At 67.1% G+C, this 21,799-nt stretch carries 21 protein-coding genes; 10 read left to right on the top strand and 11 right to left on the bottom strand.

Annotation, left to right across the window (positions count from 1 at the left end; genetic code table 11):
- Positions 1-115: 115 nt before the first annotated feature.
- Positions 116-1,537 (bottom strand): NCS2 family permease, encoded by a 1,422-nt coding sequence (locus G341_RS0101945; protein ID WP_018177422.1) that lies wholly within the window; start codon positions 1,535-1,537, stop codon positions 116-118.
- A gap of 114 nt (positions 1,538-1,651) precedes the next feature.
- Here G341_RS0101945 and G341_RS0101940 point away from each other — a divergent pair, with 114 nt between their 5' ends.
- Positions 1,652-3,058 (top strand): amidase, encoded by a 1,407-nt coding sequence (locus G341_RS0101940; protein ID WP_018177421.1) that lies wholly within the window; start codon positions 1,652-1,654, stop codon positions 3,056-3,058.
- Here G341_RS0101940 and G341_RS0101935 read toward each other — a convergent pair.
- The 9 genes from G341_RS0101935 to hrcA all read right to left on the bottom strand — a co-directional run bounded on the left by G341_RS0101935 (position 3,042) and on the right by hrcA (position 11,675).
- Complete coding sequence (locus tag G341_RS0101935) at positions 3,042-4,478, bottom strand: YhgE/Pip domain-containing protein (RefSeq protein WP_018177420.1); 1,437 nt, start codon at positions 4,476-4,478, stop codon at positions 3,042-3,044. The two genes, G341_RS0101940 and G341_RS0101935, sit on opposite strands and share 17 nt — an antisense overlap.
- Positions 4,478-5,404, bottom strand: a complete 927-nt coding sequence (era, locus tag G341_RS0101930) for a GTPase Era (protein ID WP_018177419.1) — start codon at positions 5,402-5,404, stop codon at positions 4,478-4,480. Before era ends, G341_RS0101935 begins: the two co-directional genes overlap by 1 nt.
- Entirely contained in the window at positions 5,401-5,763 is a 363-nt protein-coding gene (locus G341_RS0101925; protein WP_018177418.1) for a cytidine deaminase, read from the bottom strand. Before G341_RS0101925 ends, era begins: the two co-directional genes overlap by 4 nt.
- Positions 5,760-7,067, bottom strand: a complete 1,308-nt coding sequence (locus G341_RS0101920) for a hemolysin family protein (protein WP_018177417.1) — start codon at positions 7,065-7,067, stop codon at positions 5,760-5,762. The genes G341_RS0101925 and G341_RS0101920 overlap by 4 nt, the downstream gene beginning before the upstream one ends.
- A gap of 13 nt (positions 7,068-7,080) precedes the next feature.
- Entirely contained in the window at positions 7,081-7,617 is a 537-nt protein-coding gene (gene ybeY, locus G341_RS0101915; protein WP_018177416.1) for an rRNA maturation RNase YbeY, read from the bottom strand.
- A complete protein-coding gene (locus tag G341_RS0101910; RefSeq protein WP_155826713.1) occupies positions 7,614-8,648 on the bottom strand; it encodes a PhoH family protein in 1,035 nt (344 codons plus the stop codon). The genes ybeY and G341_RS0101910 overlap by 4 nt, the downstream gene beginning before the upstream one ends.
- Before the next feature lie 5 nt (positions 8,649-8,653).
- Entirely contained in the window at positions 8,654-9,415 is a 762-nt protein-coding gene (locus G341_RS0101905; RefSeq protein WP_018177414.1) for a 16S rRNA (uracil(1498)-N(3))-methyltransferase, read from the bottom strand.
- Between the two features lie 3 nt (positions 9,416-9,418).
- The gene (dnaJ, locus tag G341_RS0101900; RefSeq protein WP_026303136.1) at positions 9,419-10,564 is read right to left on the bottom strand and encodes a molecular chaperone DnaJ; all 1,146 of its coding nucleotides are present in this window, start codon (positions 10,562-10,564) and stop codon (positions 9,419-9,421) included.
- Positions 10,565-10,643: 79 nt separating this feature from the next.
- On the bottom strand, positions 10,644-11,675 hold the full coding sequence (hrcA, locus tag G341_RS0101895) for a heat-inducible transcriptional repressor HrcA (protein WP_018177412.1): 1,032 nt from the start codon (positions 11,673-11,675) through the stop codon (positions 10,644-10,646).
- Positions 11,676-11,770: 95 nt separating this feature from the next.
- On the opposite strand from hrcA, the gene G341_RS0101890 reads away from it, so the two are divergent.
- Positions 11,771-12,169, top strand: a complete 399-nt coding sequence (locus G341_RS0101890; protein ID WP_018177411.1) for a type II toxin-antitoxin system VapB family antitoxin — start codon at positions 11,771-11,773, stop codon at positions 12,167-12,169.
- On the opposite strand, the gene hemW is transcribed toward G341_RS0101890, so the two are convergent.
- Positions 12,096-13,283, bottom strand: a complete 1,188-nt coding sequence (gene hemW / locus G341_RS0101885) for a radical SAM family heme chaperone HemW (RefSeq protein ID WP_018177410.1) — start codon at positions 13,281-13,283, stop codon at positions 12,096-12,098. The two genes, G341_RS0101890 and hemW, sit on opposite strands and share 74 nt — an antisense overlap.
- A gap of 365 nt (positions 13,284-13,648) precedes the next feature.
- On the opposite strand from hemW, the gene G341_RS0101880 reads away from it, so the two are divergent.
- From G341_RS0101880 to G341_RS0101845, 8 genes are all read left to right on the top strand, one after another.
- The gene (locus G341_RS0101880) at positions 13,649-15,352 is read left to right on the top strand and encodes a nitrite/sulfite reductase (RefSeq protein ID WP_018177409.1); all 1,704 of its coding nucleotides are present in this window, start codon (positions 13,649-13,651) and stop codon (positions 15,350-15,352) included.
- Between the two features lie 11 nt (positions 15,353-15,363).
- Complete coding sequence (locus G341_RS0101875) at positions 15,364-16,092, top strand: phosphoadenylyl-sulfate reductase (protein ID WP_018177408.1); 729 nt, start codon at positions 15,364-15,366, stop codon at positions 16,090-16,092.
- Positions 16,074-17,027 carry a sulfate adenylyltransferase subunit CysD gene (cysD, locus tag G341_RS0101870; RefSeq protein ID WP_425402059.1) on the top strand — a complete coding sequence of 318 codons (954 nt, stop codon included), beginning with the start codon at positions 16,074-16,076 and terminating at the stop codon, positions 17,025-17,027. Before G341_RS0101875 ends, cysD begins: the two co-directional genes overlap by 19 nt.
- Positions 17,027-18,358, top strand: coding sequence for a sulfate adenylyltransferase subunit 1 (locus G341_RS0101865; protein WP_018177406.1), 1,332 nt, complete (start codon positions 17,027-17,029; stop codon positions 18,356-18,358). Before cysD ends, G341_RS0101865 begins: the two co-directional genes overlap by 1 nt.
- Before the next feature lie 25 nt (positions 18,359-18,383).
- The gene (locus tag G341_RS20720) at positions 18,384-19,130 is read left to right on the top strand and encodes a sirohydrochlorin chelatase (protein ID WP_018177405.1); all 747 of its coding nucleotides are present in this window, start codon (positions 18,384-18,386) and stop codon (positions 19,128-19,130) included.
- A 104-nt stretch (positions 19,131-19,234) separates the two neighbouring features.
- On the top strand, positions 19,235-20,182 hold the full coding sequence (locus tag G341_RS20715; protein ID WP_051092573.1) for an RNA polymerase sigma-70 factor: 948 nt from the start codon (positions 19,235-19,237) through the stop codon (positions 20,180-20,182).
- An 81-nt stretch (positions 20,183-20,263) separates the two neighbouring features.
- Positions 20,264-21,469 carry an NAD(P)/FAD-dependent oxidoreductase gene (locus G341_RS0101850; RefSeq protein ID WP_162140694.1) on the top strand — a complete coding sequence of 402 codons (1,206 nt, stop codon included), beginning with the start codon at positions 20,264-20,266 and terminating at the stop codon, positions 21,467-21,469.
- 46 nt (positions 21,470-21,515) lie between these two features.
- The coding region (locus G341_RS0101845) for a transposase (protein ID WP_018177401.1) at positions 21,516-21,799 on the top strand (284 nt) is incomplete at its 3' end.

Below are 21,799 nucleotides of genomic sequence, written 5' to 3'. Positions count from 1 at the left end.
CGCCGACGAGGCCGGTAGCCACGCCCACCGCCGGCGCTGCTCAAACCGTGGGCATAGCGGGGTGCGATGGACATATCGTCAACGGGCCTCCCGTATACCCACGGTTTGAGCAGAACTAGTTGAAGAGGTTCTCGATCGGCTGCTTGGCGAAGTACAGCACGAACACCAGCGCCACCACGTAGAGCAGCGGCGACACCGTTCGCCACTTGCCCTTCGCCACCATCAGCACCACGTAGGTGATGAAGCCGATCCCGATGCCGTTGGCGATCGAATAGGTGAACGGCATCGCGATGATCGTCAGGAAGGCCGGCAGTGCGATCTCGAACTTCGACCAGTCGATGTCGCGGACCTGGCCGATCATCATCGCGCCCACCACGACCAGCGCCGGTGCCGCCGCCTCGGACGGGACCACCTGGTAGAGCGGCGTGAAGAACATCGCGACCAGGAACAGCACGCCGGTGACGATGTTCGCCAGACCGGTGCGCGCGCCTTCGGCGATACCCGACGCCGACTCCACGAACACGGTGATCGACGACGCCGATGCGGCACCGCCGACCACGGCGCCGGTTCCTTCGACAGTCAGCGCCTTACCGATGCCCGGAAGGTTGCCGTCCTTGTCGGCCAGCCCGGCCTCGCGGCCGAGTCCGGTCATGGTGCCCATTGCATCGAAGAAGTTCGACAGCAGCAGGGCGAACACGACCACCGTCGCGGTCAGCACGCCGACCCGGCTGAACGCGCCGAAGATATCGACGTCGCCGACCAGCGACAGATTCGGCAGGCCGCCGACCGACTTGGGCATGTCCGGAACGTTCAGGCTCCACCCGCGGGCGTCCTTCGCCGACGATCCGAAGTCGCCGATCGCCTGAACGATCATCGACAGCGCCGTCGTGATGATGATGCCGATCAGCAGCCCGCCGCGCACCTGCCGCGCAACCAGCACGCCCATCAGCAGGACGCCGACCGCGAAGATCAGCACCGGCCAGGTGGTGATGGAGTTGTTGACGCCGAACCCGACCGGCACCGTGGTCTTCGCCGCGTCCGGGACCCGCTTGACCAGGCCCGCGTCGACCATGCCGATGAACGCGATGAAACAGCCGATGCCCGCGGCGATCGCCGACTTCAGTTCGGTCGGGATGGCGTTGAAGATCGCGGTGCGCAGCCCGCTGGCGGCGAGGACCACCATGATGACGCCCTCGATGACCACCAGACCCATCGCCTCGCGCCAGGTGATGCCCTGCTGCGCGACCGTCACCGCCAGCAGGCTATTGATGCCCAGCCCGGCGGCGAACGCGAACGGGTACTTGGCGATCACACCGAAAACGATGCACATGATGCCGGCGGCCAGGGCGGTCACCGCTGCCACCTGATTGGGCGGTAGGAAGTGGTGCGTGGTGTCGTAGTTCCGGTCGGCCGAACCGCCGATGATGATCGGGTTCAAGACCACGATGTAGGCCATGGTGAAGAAGGTGACGACGCCGCCGCGCACTTCTCGCGCGATCGTCGATCCGCGCTCGCTGATCTTGAAGAATCGATCCACCGCGCAAGCGTATTACCTGCGGCGCACTCCCTCACCCGGAGCCGCGCCTGGTCCAGCCTCACTCTATACTGCACACAAGTTCAGTAGTTCCCATCTCGTTTCTAAGGAGTCCCGTTGAGTCTGGGCCCACTGCATGACCAGGTCGCCGACCTCGCCGCCGGCCGCACCACCTCTGTCGCCCTCACCGATGCCGCACTCGACGCGATCAAGCGCACCCAGCCGACGCTGAACTGCTTCCGGCATGTCCGCGCGGAGGCCGCCCGGGCCGAGGCCGAGGCCGCCGATACCGAGCGCGCCGCGGATCCGGACGCGGCCCGGCGCAAGCCGCTGCTCGGTGTCCCGATCGCGATCAAAGACGACACCGACATCATCGGCCTGCCAACGCATTTCGGTTGCGGCGGCGACATCGCACCGGCCACGGCGGACTCCGAGTCGGTGCGCCGACTCAAGGAGGCCGGCGCGGTCATCGTCGGCAAGACCAATACGCCCGAACTCGGCCAGTGGCCGTTCACCGACGGTCCCGCCTTCGGCCATACCCGCAATCCGTGGAACCGAGAGCTGACTCCGGGCGGGTCGTCCGGCGGCAGCGCCGCGGCGGTCGCGGCCGGAATCGTCGCGGCCGCAGTCGGTTCCGACGGCGCCGGCTCGGTGCGCATTCCGGCCTCGTGGACCAATCTGGTCGGCATCAAGCCGCAGCGCGGTCGCATCTCGACCGCGCCGTGGCCGGAGCTGTTCAACGGCATCACCGTGATCGGTCCGCTCGCCAAGACCGTCGCCGACGCCGCCCTGCTGCTGTCGGTGCTGTCCGGCAGCACCGACGTCGACCTGCACAAGCCCGCCCCCATCGATGCCGTTGCGGCAGCGGGGCGGACGCCCGGCAAGCTCCGGATCGGCGTGGCGATGAACATGCCGTTCAGCGGATTCCCGCACAAGCTCGACCCCGCCGTCGTCGCGGCCACCGAGCAGATGGTGCAGACGCTGCGCGACCTCGGACACGAGGTCACGCCGGTCACGATCCCCTACCGCTTCTACATCGGCCTGCAGTTCCTCCCGCGCTCGCTCGCCGGACTGGGCGAGTGGCCCGACAAGCGACCGTCCATCGAGCCGCAGGACGACCGCACCAAGGGCAACATCGCGACCGGCCGCAAGCTGCACAAGCTGCTGGGCCGCGCCCGCCGCACCGAGCAGAGCACCGCGGCCCGAATCGGCAAGCTATACAACGATTTCGACGTTCTACTCTCTCCGACCACCGCGACCCCCGCGGCGTCGGTGCATGGCATCGACACCGCCGGCGGCGTGGCCACCGACCAGATCATCACCAAGCATTGCCCGATGTGCTGGCCGTGGAATGTGCTCGGGTGGCCGTCAGTGAACATCCCTGCCGGTTTCGGCGACGGTCAGGCTCCGATGGGCGTGCAGCTGATGGGCAACGAGGGATCCGAGGAGGTGCTGATCTCACTTGCCGCACAGGTGGAATCGGTGAAGAAGTGGCAGGAGCAGACCGCTACACCGTGGTGGTGACCTCGGCCGGCGCCTTCGGATTGGCGCGCGACCAGCCCTTCCAGTCGTAGTACTTGGTGGCCAGCAGACCCAGCGCAATACCGATGAGCAGTCCGACCACCGTCATGATCAGCGAGATATCCAGCCCCGCACCGAAATCGGCGCCGAAGTAAATGATCGACCGCACGCCGAGATAGAGCTGATGCATCGGCTCGAACCAGGACAGCCAGGTGAACAGCCGCGGGCTGGCCTCCAGCGGGATGGTCGCGCCGGACGACGGCACGCCGAGCACCACGAACACGATCAGGTTGATGATCATGCCGACACCGCCGAATGCCGCCATCACTGAGGTCGACGTCACGCCCACCGCGGTGATCGCGAGCACGCTGAACATCCAGAGCGTGAACATGTTCGGCATATCCATCCCCACCAGATGACACGCCAATATGTACAGCGACGACATCATCATGGCGACGACGAACATGAAGAACCACTTGATCACCAGCGTGCCCCAGCGGGAGATGCCGAGCGAGGTGCGCTGTAGATAGAACGGTCCGATCTCGCTGGGCACCACCCCGAGCGAGCCGTCCACCAGGGTCTGCACGATCATCGCGCCGGTGAATCCGGCCAGCACCAGCAGCAGCGTGAAGTAGAAAGCGGTCAGGCCGCTGCCGTTGCCATCGGTGGAGATCGTCTGCTTGGTTTGCACATCGATCGGGTTCGCGAGCCCCATCGACTGCAGCGACGTCAGCGGCGGCTTGCCCATCTGCTGCAGCTGCTGGTTGATCGCGGCGGTGAACTGCTTCCCGAATTCCGGCCCGGCGATCCCGAGAGCCGTCGACGCGTACTGCCCGACGATCGAACCGCCCGTCGGTCCGGCCCGCGGGTTGGTGATGACGGTGATGGTCGGACGCGGTGGGATCGTCTTGGTATCGAGGACGATCGCCCGCGCGATCGACAGCGCGCGGTCGGTGAAGTCGTTGCTGATGATGATGGCGCCGTACACCTTTCCGGTGTCCAGCTGGTCATAGGCCGCCGCGCTGCTGATCCGCTTCAGCTTGAACTGATCCGGGTTGGTGCCCTTGACCAGCCCGTCGGCGAGCTGCTGCCCCAGATTCTGCTGTGGCTCGCCCGGCGCGGCGATGCCCCCGGCGTCGTCATTGACGAGGGCGATCGGGAAGTTGTGGAGGTTGGCGGTCGGCTTGGTCACCGCGCCCACATACATGAAGGCGAGCACCGTCATCACCACCGCGACGACGACCAGCGGCAGCGCCCAGAACCGCGGCGAGCGCAACAGCTTCAAGAGCGCCGGGTTGACGAGATCGGAGCGGGTCTGATCATTTGGCGGCGGCTGCTGGCCAGTCTGAGTCGGCGCAGGCTCGGGCAGCGCAGGATCGTGCGCGGCGGGCTCGTTCGGTTCACGCTTGCTGTGGCTTCCCATCAGAAGCCAAGTCTGCCCAACTGTTTAGGATCTCGCTGCCAATCTTTGGCAACTTTCACGTGCAGATCGAGATATACCTTCGTGCCGAGCAGCCGCTCGATCTGCGCGCGCGCCGCCGTGCCGACCTCCTTGAGCCGGGCACCGCGCTTGCCGATGATGATGCCCTTCTGGCTGTCGCGCTCGACATAGAGGATGGCGTGCACGTCAATATGCTTGTCCTGCTCGATCACTTCTTCGATGGTGACCGCGAGCGAATGCGGCAATTCGTCGCGCACGCCCTCGAGCGCGGCCTCCCGGATGAACTCGGCCATCAGGGTCTCTTCGGGTTCGTCGGTGATCTCGCCGTCCGGGTAGAACGCCGGACCCGGCTCGCACAGCCCGGCCAGCACGTCCACCAGGACGTCGATCTGCTTGTTCTTCGTCGACGACACCGGGACGATCTCGTGGTCGGCGCCGATCAGCTCGGACAACGCCATGAGCTGCGCGGCAACCTGATCCGGTCCCACCTTGTCCGTCTTGGTCACCACACCCATCAACGTCGACCGCGGCGCGAGCTGCTTCACCTGGTCCACGATCCAGCGATCGCCCGGGCCGATCTTCTCGTCGGCCGGGATGCACAGGCCGATGACGTCGACGTCGGCCAGCGTGTCCTTCACCAGCTCGTTGAGGCGCTTGCCGAGCAGCGTGCGCGGCCGGTGCAGTCCGGGGGTGTCGACCAGGATCAACTGGACGTGATCGCGATTGACGATGCCGCGGATCGTGTGCCTGGTGGTCTGCGGGCGCGAGGAGGTGATGGCGACCTTCTCGCCGACCAGCGCGTTGGTCAGCGTCGACTTACCGGTGTTCGGCCGCCCCACGAAACAGATAAAGCCCGAACGAAATTCGGGCTCGTCGTCACTCTCGGTGATATCGACGCCGTCGCTCATGGGGCTCCTTCGATCGGGGTGAGAATCTCGCTACCGGGTTGCGCGGCATAGGCCGGGGCCGACGGGGTCAGTTCGTGCAGCAGCGCGAGACCGGGGTCGGCCGCCGGGTCGTCGCGGCCGATCAACACCGCGGCTTCGAATCCCGGTGCGCCGCTGGATAACGCCGTCGCCAGGGCGACCTGCAGGGCCGAGAGCCGCAGCGCTGCACGATCGATCGCCGCACCCGCGTAGGTTCGGCCATCGATGTCGCGCACCGCGGCACCGGTCGCCGACTCCGCGCGAGCCATCGCTCCGCGCGCCAGCACCAGCAGCTTCCGGTCCTCGTCGGAGGGGACACTCGCCCGGTCGCCGTCGGTCATGACGCTTCCTCCCTCTTGGCCGGTTCCGCCTGTGTCGAATCGTTGCCGCGATGCACCACCACGGAGGTGATACGGAGCCGCCCTTGCCGATTCGGTCCGCCCTCGGCGAGGAGTTCCAATCCGTGAGTGCGCACCCGGGCGCCGGGCAGCGGCACCCGGCCGAGCGCCAGGCCCACCAGTCCGCCGACGGTTTCGACCTCGTCGTCATCGATCTCGATATCGAAGAGTTCCCCGAGATCCTCGACCGGCAGCCGCGACGACACTCGATATCCGCCGTCGTCGAGCGCCTCGACCGGGTCGATCTCGTCGGTGTCGTACTCGTCGTTGATTTCGCCGACGATTTCTTCGAGCACGTCCTCGATGGTGACCAGGCCGGCGATGCCGCCGTACTCGTCCACCAGCAGAGCCATGTGGTTGTGGGTGCGTTGCATGTCGTCGAGCACCGCGTCGAGTGGTTTGGAGTCGGGCATGAACTCGGCCGGACGCATGAGATCGCGGACGCGCGTGTCGGCCGACTCGCCCGGCGGAAGCGACTGCTGAACAATGTCTTTCAGGTAGACGACGCCGAGGATGTCGTCCGGATTCTCGCCGATCACCGGGATCCTCGAATGTCCCGACCGCACCGCCAACGAGGCGGCCTGCAACGCCGATTTGTCGGCCTCGATCCAGATCATCTCCGGCCGCGGGACCATCACCTCGCGCGCACTGGTGTTACCGAGATCGAAGACGGACTGGATCATTCGGCGCTCATCGGAATCGACGACGCCGCGCGCCTCGGCCAGGTCGACCACCTCGCGGAGCTCGACCTCCGTGGCGAACGGCCCGTTGCGGAATCCCCTACCGGGCGTGATCGCGTTACCGAGCACGATCAGTAGCCGGGTGACCGGCGTCAGCAGGATTCCCAGCGCCGGCAGGATCGCGGCGGCGACCAGCGCGATCGAATACGCGTGCTGGCGCCCGAGCGTGCGCGGGCCGACCCCGATCACCACGTAGGAGACGACCGCCATCACCACGATGGCGACCAGGATCCCCCACCCGCGACCGATGGACTGCACCGCCACCGCGGTCGCGAGGACCGTCGCCGCCACCTCGCAGACAACGCGCAGAAATGTCGCGAGCGCAACGTATTTCGCGCGCGCATCGATCACGCGGCGCAGTCGGGCAGCACCGGGCCGGGAATCCTTGATCAGGTCGTCGATCCGGGCGGCCGACGCCGCGGCGATCGCGGTCTCGAACGCCGCGAACACACCGCTGATCGGAATCAGTGCGATCGCCGCGATCAGCAGCGCCACATCGGTATTCACGGGCGACCGGTACTCACTCGCCGCCGTCGAAGCCGGTCTTGCGCAGCAGCTGCGCATCCCGATCGGCGAGATGTTTGGACCGGGCGGCACGTCGACGTTCGTCGTACCAGTCCTCGATGATCTGGCCCTGCAACGCGAACATCTGGCGCTCCTCCTCGGGCTCCGCGTGGTCGTAGCCGAGCAGATGCAGCACGCCGTGGACCGTCAGCACGGCCAGCTCATGATCGACCGAATGCCGCGCGGCGGCGGCCTGCGTCGCCGCGAACTCCGGGCACAGGACGATGTCGCCGAGCATCGACGGACCCGGCGCCGCTGTATCGGGGCGCATCCCGGGACTCAGCTCGTCCATGGGGAAGCTCATCACGTCGGTGGGGCCGGGCAGATCCATCCACTGCACATGCAGCTGCGCCATGGTCTCGGTGTCCACCAGCACCATCGACAGCTCGGCGCCGGGGTGCACATCCATCCGCGCCAACGCGAACTGCGCCACCTCGACGAGCATCGCCTCGGGCACCTCGATCCCCGACTCGTTGGCCAGCTCGATGCTCATCGACGTCCTCCCTGGGCGCGGCGCTGCGATCGGTTGGGTCCCGACTCCTCGGCCTTGCCGTAGGCGTCGACGATGTCGGCGACCAGGCGGTGCCGCACCACGTCGGCGCTCGTCAGGTTCGCGAAGTAGATGTCGTCGATCCCGTCCAGGATCCGCGCGGCCTCACGCAGCCCGGATTCGTTGGCGCCCGGCAGATCGATCTGCGTGATGTCGCCAGTCACGACGATCTTCGCCCCAAAACCCAAGCGGGTCAGGAACATCTTCATCTGCTCGGGCGTGGTGTTCTGCGCCTCGTCGAGGATGATAAACGCGTCGTTCAAAGTCCGCCCACGCATGTATGCCAACGGCGCGACCTCGATGGTCCCGGCCTCCATCAGCTTCGGGATGGCCTCCGGATCGAGCATGTCGTGCAAAGCGTCATACAGCGGTCGCAGGTACGGATCGATCTTGTCGTTCAGCGTGCCCGGCAGAAAGCCAAGGCGCTCACCGGCTTCCACGGCCGGTCGGGTGAGGATGATCCGATTGACAGCCTTGGCCTGCAGCGCCGCAACGGCTTTCGCCATCGCGAGGTAGGTTTTTCCGGTGCCGGCCGGACCCATACCGAAGACGATCGTGTGTCGATCGATGGCGTCGACATAGCGCTTCTGATTGACGGTCTTGGGGCGAATCGTCTTGCCGCGCCGGGAGATGATGTCCAGGCTCAGCACCTCGGCGGGCGATCCTGACCCGTCGTTGAGCATGGCGACGCTGCGGCGGACCTCGGCCGGGGTAATGGGCGTGCCGCCCTGGACCAGGCCGATCAGTTCGCTGAGGGCCCGTTCGGCCGCGGCGACCTCGGCGGGCTCGCCCCGGAGGGTGACCCGGTTGCCGCGCACGTGGATGTCCGCGGCCAGAGCTTTCTCCAACGCGCGCAGGTTCACATCTCCCGTGCCCAGCAGCCCGACGATGACGTCAGGCGACACTTCAATATGGGAAATAGCGGGGTCATCTGGCACGAAGGGTGGCGCTCCTCTTCTTTCTCTGTCAACTATTAGCGTCAGTTTACTGCCGACTGCCAGCGATTTGTCAGCACGCCAAGGGCACCGAGCGCAACGGCCGCCGCGGTCGATGTCCGCAGCACGTGCGGGCCGAGCACGATCGCCCGGCCGCCGGCCGCGGTCAGATAGTCCAGTTCCGCATCATCCAGCCCACCTTCGGGCCCAACCACCAGCATCACCTCGGCCGCCTGATCAACCGGAAGTTCGGCCAGGCCGACGGTCGCGGACTCGTGCAACAACGCCACCACGCCGCCGGTGGCGGTCACCTCGGCCACCCGCTCGGCCAGCGCCTTCCCGACCACGAGGTCGTCGACCTCGGGAATGCGGCTGCGCCGGCTCTGCTTGGCGGCGGTGGCGGCGGCGCCGCGCCATTTGGCGACGCCCTTGGCGGCCTTGCCGCCGTCCCAGCGCGCGACACAGCGCTGCGACTGCCAGGGGACGATCCGGTCGACGCCGGCCTCGGTGGCCAGCTCGATCGCCAACTCGCTGCGCTCGCCCTTCGGCAGCGCCTGCACCAGCGTCACGATCGGGGCGGCCGGCGGCGTATCGGTGCGCTCGCGCACCAGCGCGGTGAGCCGGTCCTTGCCGTCCACCGATTCGACCGCGCACAGCGCTGCGACTCCGGCGCCGTCGGACACGGTGATCTCCTGTCCGGCAACGATTCTGGTCACGGTGACCGCATGCCGCCCCTCGGCCCCGGAGAGTTCGACGACGGCGCCCACTGCCGGGACCACGTCGACCCAGAACAGCGGCGGACTCATGACCTAGCGGCCCGTGAAGATATTGCGCACCCGCGACCGGCCACGGCCGGACGAACTGTCTACGAGCTCGACGTGATCTTTCTGCAGCGCCCGAAACGCCTTCAGCTTCTCGGTCTGCTGCTTGTCGAGCTTCGTCGGTACCGAGATCTCCAGGTGCGCATGCAGGTTGCCGCGCACGCCGGTGTGCAGATGCGGCATGCCCTGGCCCCGGATCTTGGTGACCGACCCGGGCTGGGTGCCCGCGTCGATCTTCACGGTGGCCTCGCCACCGAGGATCGTCGGCACGGTCAGTTCGGTGCCCAGCGCCGCGTCGACCATCGGCACCCGGATGGTGCAGTGCAGGTCGTCGCCGTCGCGGATGAACCGCTCATGCGGCTGCTCGGAGATCTCGACGTAGAGGTCGCCGGCGGGACCGCCGCCCGGGCCCACCTCGCCCTGCCCCTGCAGGCGCACGCGCATTCCGTCGCCGACTCCGGCCGGGATCTTGACGGTCATGGTGCGCCGCGACCGCACGCGGCCGTCGCCACCGCACTTGCGGCAGGGGTCGGGGATGGTCTCGCCGGTTCCGGCGCAGGTGGGACACGGCCGGGTGGTCATCACCTGGCCGAGGAACGACCGCTGCACCGACTGCACCTCACCGGCGCCGTGACAGGTGTCGCAGGTGACGGGCTTGGAATCGCCGTTGGTGCCCGCACCCGAGCACACGTCGCAGAGGATCGCGGTGTCGACGGTGACCTCTTTGCTCACGCCGGCCGCGCATTCGTCCAGATCGAGCCGCATCCGTAGCAGCGCATCGGCGCCCGGCTGCACGCGACCGCGCGGACCCCGCGAGCCGCCAGCCGCGCCAGCGCCGAAGAACGCCTCGAAGACGTCATTGATGCCGCCCGAGAACCCGGCGCCGCCGAATCCGCCGAAGCCACCGGCCCCCGCCGATGCCATCGGATCACCGCCTGCATCCACGATCCGCCGCTTCTCCGGATCGCTCAGCACCTCGTACGCGGTCGTCACCTCACGGAACCGCTCCTGGGCGGCCTCGTCCGGGTTGATGTCGGGATGCAGCTCCCGCGCCAGTTTGCGATAGGCGCGCTTGAGTTCATTGTCCGACGCTCCCCGACTCACTCCCAGAGTTGCGTAGTAATCACGTGCCACGGCTGACCTTCAACCCCAATTTCTTCTCAAAACTCATCTGTCCGGCGGTGCAGGACCTGCGAGGTCGACGCCGCAGGCGTCAACGCTCGGCGAGGACCTCGCCGACATATCTGGCAACGGCCGCGACCGACGCGATTGTTCCGGGATAGTCCATCCGTGTGGGGCCCAGCACACCGAGCCCGCCCAGCACCGTGCCGGAGGCACCGTACCCCGTGGACACCACCGAGGCTCCACGCAGGTTCTCGGTGCGGGTCTCCTCCCCGATCTGCACCGTTACCGCGTTGGACTGGGTCGCGGCCAGCAGCTTGAGCACCACGACCTGCTCTTCCAGCGCTTCGAGCACCGATCGCATCGATCCGGAGTCCAGCGCGAAGTCGGCCGCGGCGTTGGTCAGGTTGGACGTGCCGCCCAGGATCAGTCGATCATCGGTGCGCTCGACCAGCGTTTCGACCAGCACGGTCGCCACCCGGATGATCGTCTGTCGCAGGTCGCCGGGCGCGTGATTGGCCAGCTCGGCCACGGCATGGCTGGCCGCCTCCAGCCGCTGACCGTCCAGCGCCGCGGAGAACATGTCTCGGATGCGAGCGATGTCGTTGTCGCTGAGGTCCTGCCCCAGCTCGGCGATCCGCTGCTCGACGCGGCCGGTGTCGGTGATGACGACCAGCAGCAGCCGCGACGGCGCCAGCGCCACCACTTCCAGATGGCGCACCCGCGACGTCGACAGCACCGGGTACTGGATCACGGCAACCTGCTGGGTCAGCTGGGCCAGCAGCCGCACCGACCGGCGCAGCACGTCATCCAGGTCGACCCCGGAATCGAGGAAGTTCAGAATCGCCCGACGCTCGACCGACGACAGCGGCTTGACCTCGCTGATGCGGTCCACGAACAGCCGATAGCCCTTGTCGGTCGGCACGCGGCCGGAACTGGTGTGCGGCTGGGTGATGTAGCCCTCGGCCTCCAGCACGGCCATATCGTTGCGCACGGTGGCGCTCGAGACGCCCAGCTTGTGCCGCTCAACGAGGGCCTTCGACGCGATCGGTTCGTGCGTCGCGACGTAGTCGGTCACGATGGCGCGCAAGACCTCGAATCGACGTTCGTCGGTAGTGGACACCGTTACCTCCCGCTCTTCGAGACGACTTGCCGCTGCGGCCCAGGGCTGTCCAACAGTCGCTTTTCATCGCTGCCCATCCAGTTTAGGGTGCAGCTGTGATCTTCAAGGGTGTGCGCGACGGACGTCCGTACCCCGATCACGGATTTTCCGGGCGCGACTGGGCGAAGATCCCTCCCCGCCAGATGCGCCTCGATCAGCTGGTGACCGTGACCACCGTGCTGGCGCTCGACAAGCTCCTGTCCGAGGATTCGACCTTCTACGGCGACCTCTTCGCCCATGCCGTGCAGTGGGAGGGCGAGATCTATCTCGAGGACGGCCTGCATCGCGCGGTGCGGTCGGCCTTGCGGGGCCGGCATGTGATCCATGCCCGCCTGCTCGAACTCGATCAGCTGACGTCCGGCTCCGGCACCGACGACGAGGTCACGACTGCGGAGCTCGAGCTACCAGGAGATCTCGGACGACACCGTCGGCGAGCAGGCGACCCCGGTCCGTAAGCACCAGTCGATCCGCTTCGCGCACAAGCAATCCCGCGTCGACGATCTGATCGATCCGACTCGACTCATCAGCATCCAGCTCGGCCGCCGGCAGCCCTTCGCGGCGACGGATCGCCAGCATCACCCGCTCGGTGTGCATTTCCGTCTCGGTCAGTTCCTCCGACCCGTCAACCGGCAGTTCACCGGCGGCCAGCATCTCGGCGTAGCGCGCCGGATGCTTGCGATTCCACCAGCGCGTGCCGCCGACATGCGAGTGCGCTCCCGGCCCGATCCCCCACCAGTCGGCGCTGTCCCAGTAGCCGAGATTGTGGGCGCACCGCGCGGCATCGTCCGACGCCCAGTTCGACACCTCGTACCACCGCAGCCCGGCCCCCTGCAGCCGCCGGTCGATCAGCTCGTAGCGTGCGGCGAGCACGTCGTCATCCGGCGCCGGCAATTCGCCACGACGGACCTTGCGCGCCAACGCCGTTCCGTCCTCGACGATCAGCGCATAGGCCGACACATGGTCGACCCCGGCAGCCAGCACCGCGTCGAGCGAACGGCCCAGGTCGGCGTCGGCCTCCCCCGGTGTGCCGTAGATCAGGTCGAGATTCACGTGCTCGATCCCCGCGGCCCGCGCCTCGCGCGCGGCGGCGACCGGGCGTCCCGGGGTGTGCGTGCGGTCGAGGGTGGCGAGGACATGCGGCGCGGCCGACTGCATCCCAAGCGACACCCGCGTGTAGCCGGCATCGGCGATCGCGGCGAAGAACTCGGGCGAGGTCGACTCCGGGTTCGACTCGGTGGTGATCTCGGCATCCGGCGCGAGCGTGAAGTGGTCGCGGACCAGGTTCAGCAGCCGGGCCAGACCCGCGCCGCCGAGCAGGGATGGCGTCCCGCCGCCGACGAAGATCGTCGAGACCGGCCGCGCCCCGCCGAGGGTCGCGGCAGCCAGTCGGAGCTCCGTCTTTACCGCGGTAAACCACTGCTGCTGCGGACCCGATTCGCCGTCGGCGCCCAGCTCACCGGCGGTATAGGTGTTGAAGTCGCAGTACCCGCAGCGGGTCGCGCAGAACGGGACATGCAGGTACAGCCCCAGCGGCACGGCTGTGTTACTCGTCACGTTCAGCGTATTCATCGGGATCCATTATCCGCATCGGGAATCCCGACCGGATGGGCGGCGTTGCAGGTCAATGCAGGGCGATGGCCGCCGGGAAACCCTTCCGAGACGACTTTTGCTCACGCTGAATGAAAATAATCGCAAGTAGACGCGGTAAGGGCGGATCTGGCACCATGATTGGCGTGAATCCGGGAGTGTGGCTCGCCGAACGGCGGCATATCGACCTCAAGCGCGTGAACAGCGCTTGCTGTCTGCGCTGACGCGCGGACACCGGATCTTCTACATTTCGCCCCGCGCACGACTCAGCCCGACCGACCTCTGTTCGGATGGCGCGTGCATGAGCGTCGTCGTTCGGACGAATCCAGCCCAGGAGCATTACGCCCATGACGTCGACGAACGACGCCACTCCGGCACCCCCCACCCGCCGCGCACGACCGAAGAAGCGTCGCGCCGAGGGACAGTGGAAGCTCGGTTATCGCGAGCCGCTGAACCCCAATGAGCAGGTCAAGAAGGACGACCATCCACTCAACGTGCGTGGCCGCGTCGAAGACATTTACGCCAACCAGGGCTTCGAAGCCATCGACAAGCAGGACCTGCGCGGACGTCTGCGCTGGTGGGGTCTCTACACCCAGCGCGCCGAAGGTTACGACGGCACCTGGACCGGCGACGACCACGTCGACCTCCTCGAGGCCGACAAGTTCATGATGCGGGTGCGCTGCGACGCCGGCGCGCTGAACGTCGCGCAGTTGCGCACCATCGGGCAGATCTCCACCGAATTCGCCCGGGACACCGCGGACCTGTCGGATCGCGAAAACGTGCAGTACCACTGGATCGAGATCGAGAACGTTCCGGAGATCTGGAGCCGACTCGAGAGCGTCGGACTGAAGACCACCCAGGCCTGCGGCGATTGCCCGCGTGTCGTGCTGGGTTCGCCGCTGGCTGGCGATGCGGTCGACGAGGTGTTGGACCCCACCCCGGCGATCGACGAGATCGTTGCGCGCTACATCGGCGATCCGAATCTGTCGAACCTTCCGCGCAAGTTCAAGACCGCGATCTCGGGCCTCCAGGATGTAGCGCACGAGATCAACGACATCGCGTTCATCGGCGTCGTGCACCCCGAACACGGTCCCGGCCTTGACCTCTGGGTCGGCGGCGGTCTGTCGACCAATCCGATGCTGGCGCAGCGCGTCGGCGCCTGGGTGCCGCTGGACGAGGTCGCCGACGTCTGGGAGGCCGTCGTCTCACTCTTCCGCGACTACGGTTATCGCAGGCTGCGCAGCAAGGCCCGGCTGAAGTACTTGCTCAAGGACTGGGGCATGGAGAAGTTTCGCCAGGTCCTCGAGGACGAGTACCTGGGGCGCAAGCTGATTGACGGCCCGGCGCCGCAGCCGCTGACCGCACCACGCGACCACGTCGGCGTGCAGAAGCTCAAGAACGGCTCCAACGCAGTCGGTTTCGCGGCGATCGCGGGTCGCGTGTCCGGCACCATCCTGTCGGCCGTGGCCGATGCGGCCGAAAAAGTCGGATCCGACCGCATCCACTTCACTCCGTATCAGAAGATCGTGGTGCTCGACGTCGCGGACGACAAGGTCGAAGAGCTGATCGATGCGATTGCACCGCTTGGCCTTTCGGCGCGACCGTCGCCGTGGCGCCGCAACCTGATGGCCTGCTCGGGCATCGAGTTCTGCAAGCTGTCATTCACCGAGACCCGCAAGCGCAGTCAGGCGCTGGTGCCGGAGCTGGAGCAGCGGCTCGCCGACATCAATGCGCAGTTGGACGTGCCGATCACGGTGAACATCAACGGTTGCCCGAACTCGTGCGCGCGGTCGCAGATTGCCGATATCGGTTTCAAGGGCCAGCTGATCGAGCTCGACAACGGCGAACACGCCGAAGGCTTTCAGGTCCATTTGGGCGGCAGCCTCGGCCTCGACTCCGGCTTCGGCCGCAAGCTGCGCCAGCACAAGGTGCTGACCGAAGACCTGGGCGACTACATCGATCGAGTGGTCCGCAATTTCGTCAAGAACCGCCACGAGGGCGAACGGTTTGCACAGTGGGCCGTCCGCGCCGACGAAGAAGATCTGCGATAGGAGCCGATGACATGAGTACCGCTACTCGAATCGAAGCCGACTTGCGCGAGATCGCCGAGGCCGGCGCCGCCGAACTCGGCCCGAATGCCACCGCCGACGAGCTGTTGCAGTGGACCGCACGGACTTTCGGCAATGACTTCATCGTCGCGTCCAACATGCAGGACGCCGTGCTGATCGATGTCGCCAAGAAGGCGATCGATCCGGAGCTGCTGGACGACGAGAAGCTCAAGGTGCTGTTCCTGGACACCGGCTACCACTTCGCCGAGACCATCGGCACCCGGGACGCCGTGGAGCAGGTCTACGACGTCGAGATGGTCAACGTGACCCCCGAGCACACCGTGGCGCAACAGGATCAGCTGTTGGGCCGCAACCTGTTCGCGCGCGACGCCGCCGAATGCTGCCGCCTGCGCAAGGTCGTCCCGCTGCAGAATTCGCTGTCGGGCTACCGGGCATGGGTCACCGGCATCCGCCGCGTCGAGGCCCCGACCCGCGCCAACGCGCCGCTGATCTCGTTCGACGAGGGCTTCGGACTGGTGAAGATCAATCCGATCGCCGCGTGGAGCGACGAGCAGATGCAGGACTACATCGACGCCAACGGCGTCCTGGTCAATCCCCTTGTGGACGAAGGCTATCCGTCCATCGGCTGCGCGCCCTGCACGCAGAAGCCGGCAGAGGGAGCCGATCCGCGCAGCGGCCGTTGGGCCGGTAGCGCCAAGACAGAATGCGGGTTGCACGCATGACCATCACATCCGATTCCCCGGCGCCGATCGTCGACGAGAACGACTCGTTCACCACGCTGGACGCTCTCGAGTCCGAGGCCATCCACATCTTCCGCGAGGTGGCCGGCGAGTTCGAGCGGCCGGTGATCCTGTTCTCCGGCGGCAAGGACTCCACCGTGCTGCTGCACTTGGCGCTCAAGGCGTTCTGGCCGGCGCCGCTGCCGTTCTCGCTGCTGCATGTCGACACCGGGCACAACCTGCCCGAGGTGCTGGCTTTCCGCGACGACGTCGTCGAGCGGCACGGCTTGCGGCTGCATGTCGCGAGCGTCGAGGAGTACCTGGCCGACGGTCGGCTTCAGGAGCGCCCGGACGGCATCCGCAACCCGCTGCAGACCGTACCGCTGCTGGATGCGATCTCGAGCAATCGCTTCGACGCGGTGTTCGGCGGCGGCCGCCGCGACGAGGAGCGCTCGCGCGCCAAGGAGCGGATCTTCTCGCTCCGGGATGCCTTCGGGCAGTGGGATCCCAAGCGACAGCGCCCGGAGCTGTGGAACCTGTACAACGGCAAGCACCTGCCCGGTGAGCACGTGCGTGTCTTCCCGCTGAGCAACTGGACCGAGCTGGACGTGTGGCGGTACATCGCCCGCGAGCAGGTGCTGCTGCCGTCGATCTATTACGCCCACGAGCGCGATGTCTACCAGCGCGACGGCATGTGGATGACCCCCGGCGCCTGGGGCGGACCCGCCGAAGGCGAAGAGCTGCAGCGGCTTTCGGTGCGCTACCGCACCGTCGGCGACGGCTCGACCACCGGCGCGGTGCTGTCCGATGCCGCCGACAACGATGCCGTTCTGGCCGAGGTCGCCGCATCGCGGCTGACCGAGCGCGGCGCGACCCGCGGCGACGACCGCGTGTCCGAGGCCGCGATGGAAGACCGCAAACGACAGGGATACTTCTGATGACAGCCTCAACCGCAGCCTCGGCCGGCGGCACCGTCGCACCGCACGAGGTCGATTTGCTGCGCCTGGCCACGGCCGGCAGCGTCGACGACGGCAAGTCGACCCTGGTGGGTCGCCTGCTGTACGACACGAAATCCGTTCTGGCCGACCAGATCGACGCGGTCACCCGCGCCTCGGTCGACAAGGGACTGGACACTCCCGACCTGTCACTGCTGGTCGACGGCCTGCGCGCCGAGCGCGAGCAGGGCATCACCATCGACGTGGCGTACCGCTACTTCGCCACGCCCGCAAGGTCTTTCGTGCTCGCCGATACACCGGGCCATGTGCAGTACACCCGTAACACCGTCTCGGGCGCGTCCACCGCGCAGCTGGTCATCCTGTTGGTCGACGCCCGTAACGGCGTCGTCGAGCAGACCCGCCGCCACGCCGCCGTGATGTCGCTGCTCGGCGTGCCGCAGCTGGTGCTGGCGGTCAACAAGATCGATCTGGTCGACGACGCCGCCGAGCGTTTCGCCACGATTCGCGACGATTTCAGCGAACTCACCACCTCGCTGGGCTGGGCCCCGGACCGGGTCGTCTCGATCCCGGTGTCGGCGCTGCACGGCGACAACATCGCCAGCCGCTCCGAGAACACGCCGTACTATGACGGCCCGTCGCTCATCGAGCACCTGGAAACCGTCGACAACACGCATGATTTGCGGCCGATCGGCCTGCGGTTCCCGGTGCAATATGTGATCCGCCCGCGCACCGCCGAGCATCCCGACTACCGCGGCTATGCGGGCCAGATCGCGGCCGGCGAGGTCTCGGTCGGCGACGAGGTCGTCGTGCTGCCCTCGGGCGTCAAGACCACGATCGCCCGCATCGACACCGCCGACGGCGAACGCGCGCATGCGCATACCGGCCGCAGCGTGACGCTGGTCCTGGCCGACGACATCGATGCCTCCCGCGGCGATCTGATCGCCGCGGTCCCCGACGCGCCGGAACCGATCAACCAGTTCAGCGCCACGGTCTGCTGGCTGGGCGACAACCCGCTGCGCCCCGGCGCGCGGCTGCTGCTCAAGCACGGCACCCGCACCACGCAGGCGATCATCGGGACGCTCGACGCGCTGTTCGACGAGCAGACGCTCACCGTGCATGCCGGACCGGAGGCGGTCGAGCTGAACCAGATCGGCCGGATCAGCGTGCGCACCGCGGAAGCCATTGCCGCCGATGACTATTCGGTCAACCGCGACACCGGCAGCTTCCTGCTGATCGATCCGCAGAGCGGCAACACGCTCGGCGCCGGCCTGGTCGGCGACGCGCTGGAGCATCTGCACCTGCCCCAGTCCTGACATCACCCCTGAGTCGAGTCTGACGATGACCCTGCTGTTGGCGGCGCATGGCAGCCGCGATCCCCGATTCGCCCACACCGCTGGGCGCATCGCCGATCGCGTTGCCGACCGACTGCCCGATGCCGACGTGCGGCTGGCGTACCTGGATCTCAATACGCCGACCGTCGCGGACGCGTTGGGGACGCTGACCGGCGCCGTGACCGTGGTGCCGCTGCTGCTGTCGGACGCGTTCCACGCGCGCGTCGATCTGCCGGGGATCATCTCGGCTGCGCGGCAACGGAATCCGGGCCTCGATGTCACGCAGACCGCGCCGCTGGGTGCCGATCCGCGGCTGGCGTTCGCCGCGGCCGACCGGCTGCGTCAGGCCGAGCTGCGACCGGGCGACGGAATCCTCTGTGCGGCTGTCGGTTCGACCGACCTTGCCACCAATGCGGTCGCCTACCAGCATGCGCGGCAGCTCGGTGGCCTGCTCGACGGCCACCACGTGCGCACCGTGTTCTGCACCGATGTCGGCCGTCGCGACGAGCAACTGCAGGCGGCTGTCGACGAGCTCCGCGATGCCGGGGCCCGCCGATTCATCGCCAGCCCGTTCATGATCGCCAGCGGGCTCCTCAGCGATCGGCTGGAACGCTATCTGGATGTCCACACCCCGGACTATGCGGTCGCGGGGCCGCTCGGCGCGCACGCCCGGCTGACCGAGGTGATCGCGGATCGCTACCGGCAGGGAACCATCGCAAGCCCCCATCGCGCGGTCTCCGAATCCGCCGGCTGACGACACGCCTCGCGCCGCGGCCGTGACCACCGCTTTTGCGCTGCGTTGTCACAATCGCTCGCGCCGTGTCGTCTGACTGGTACGGCGGACGAACGGAGGCGACCATGCCGACACCCGAGCGCGACGACAGCCACGATGACGACGCAGATTTCCAACGACTGCGGCCACTGCTGTTCTCGATCGCCTACCGGATGACCGGCAGCGTTGCCGACGCCGAAGACATCGTGTCCGAGGCGTTCCTGCGGGTACAGACGTCCGTCGACACCGCGGCCGTCGAGTCGATGAAGGCCTACCTCTCGACGATGGTCACCCGGCTCAGCATCGACCATCTGCGCTCGGCACGCGTGCGACGCGAGCAGTATGTCGGCTTCTGGCTCCCCGAGCCGATCCCCGGCGACGCGGCGCCGCCCGATGCCGCCGCGCATGCCGAGTTGTCCGAAAGCCTCTCGGTGGCGTTCCTGGTGGTGCTGGAAAGCCTCTCGCCGGTCGAACGCGCGGTGTTCCTGCTCCACGACGTCTTCGACTTCTCCTACCGAGAGGTCTCGCGGGTCGTCGACAAGACCGAGGACAACTCGCGGCAGATCGCCACCCGCGCACGCAAGGCGGTCAGTGCACGACGGCCACGCTTCGAGCCCTCCGAAGAGGAACGGAATCGGTTGGCCGACAGCTTTTTTCGAGCCATCGAGCTCGGCGACGTCGAGTCGCTGGTGGACTTGCTGGCCGACGACGTCATCGCGTACGGCGATGGCGGCGACCGCGGTCCGTCGTTCCGGCGGCCGTTCGTCGGCATCGTCGCGGTCCGCCGCATGCTGTCCGCGGTCTCGACCGTGCTGACCCGGTTCGACCTGCGGATCGAACCCACCCTGATCAATCGGCAGCCCGGCGCGCTCGTCCGCGACACCGAGGGCAAGCTGCTGAACGTGCTGACGGTCGACATCGTCGACGGTCGGATCGCCACTGTCTATTCGATTCTCAATCCCGACAAGCTCCGGCATCTGGCTCCGCTGATACCCGAAACGCATCCGCTGCGCGGTGGGCGCCGCCCGCGCTGAGGGGTGTCACAGACCCCGATGCTGCGTCGTCTTATGGGTGAGACCGAAAGCGGTACACAACACGCAGAGGGAGCGAGTGAGATGCATGAAGTAGTCGTCGTCGGCGCCGGCTATGCGGGCCTTCCGGCCGCGAAACGCCTTGCCCGACAAGTCCGTAAGGATGAGGTACGCGTCACCTTGGTGACCGCGTTCCCCGATTTCGTCGAACGCCCGCGGCTGCACCAGATGGCCACCGGGCAGGAGATCGTGCGGGTGCCACTCACCCGCTTCCTCCGCGGGAGCGCGATCGACGTGGTCATCGGATCGGTAACCGGTATCGATCTCGATCGGCGCGAGCTCACCATCGTCGCCGAAGACGGCGTCACAAGCCGACGCTACGACACACTCGTCTACGCGCTGGGCAGCAACATCGACACGACCACCGTCCCCGGGATCGGCGAACACGCCCGCAACCTGACCGGCTTCGCCGCGGCCGAGACCGCCGTCACCGACCTGGCGGCGCTGCAGGAGTCCGGTGGGCGGGTCGTCGTCTGCGGCGGCGGTCTCACCGGCATCGAGATCGCCAGCGAGATCGCCGAGCACTACAGCAATATCGAGACGCTGCTGGTCAGTCATTCGCAGCCGGGTCACTGGCTGTCCCCGAAGGCCCGCAACTACCTCGACCGGACACTGAGTCGGCTCGAGGTCGACGTGATCGCCGGCGTCCGAATTCGCGAGATCACCGCGAATCAACTGGTCTTGGCCAACGACGCGGCTATCGACTTCGACATGTGCTTCTGGGCCGGCGGGTTCCGGGTGCCGACGCTGGCCCGCGAGGCGGGCCTGGCGGTCAATTCGCACGACCGGGCGCTGGTCGACACCACCCTGCGGTCGATATCTCATCCCGACGTCTACGTCATCGGCGATGCCGCGGCGGCCGCCGGCAGCTGGGGTGACGAGCTCGCAATGGGTTGCCGCAGTGGCGGATTCACCGGCCCCCAGGTCGCCGATATCATCGCCGCACGGTTGACCGGACGCGACCCGAACCCGTTCCGTTTCCGGTACTTCCACGAGTGCATCAGCCTGGGTCGCAAGCACGGCCTGGTGCAGTTCCTCAATGCCGACGAGTCGCCGAAGAATCGAATCCTGACCGGGCACAAGGCCATCACCTACAAGAACGCCACCCTGAACGGCGCGAAGACGTTGTTCAAACATCCCGGCCCGATGTTTTCTCGACGCCGCCACCTGTCCGAGAGGACAATCGCCGATACCGGGCAGCGGCAGAACGCTCCGGCCCGCCGCAGCTAGGGCGTGTCTCCTAATGATTGGGTGATCGGTCGCTGATGATCGGTGGATGAGTTCTAGGTGTGAGTCGCTCAGTGATGCGCAGTGGGAGCGGATCGAGCCGTTGTTGCCGTCAAACGTTGGGCGGCAAGGGCGTCCGTTCTGCAACAACCGGCAGGTTGTCGAAGCGATCATCTATCGATACCGGACCGGGATTCCGTGGCGTGACCTGCCGTCGGAGGTGTTCGGGCCATGGCAGACGGTGTGGAAACGGCACCGCCGTTACGCCGAGGACGGCACCTGGGACATCGTTCTTGCCGAGGTACTGGCCGATGCTGACGCGGCCGGGAAGAT

Source organism: Jongsikchunia kroppenstedtii DSM 45133 (assembly GCF_000380485.1).
Taxonomy (GTDB): Bacteria; Actinomycetota; Actinomycetes; order Mycobacteriales; family Mycobacteriaceae; genus Jongsikchunia; species Jongsikchunia kroppenstedtii.
Note: the sequence above shows the minus strand (reverse complement) of the source record. Positions and strands in the feature narration are given on the sequence as shown.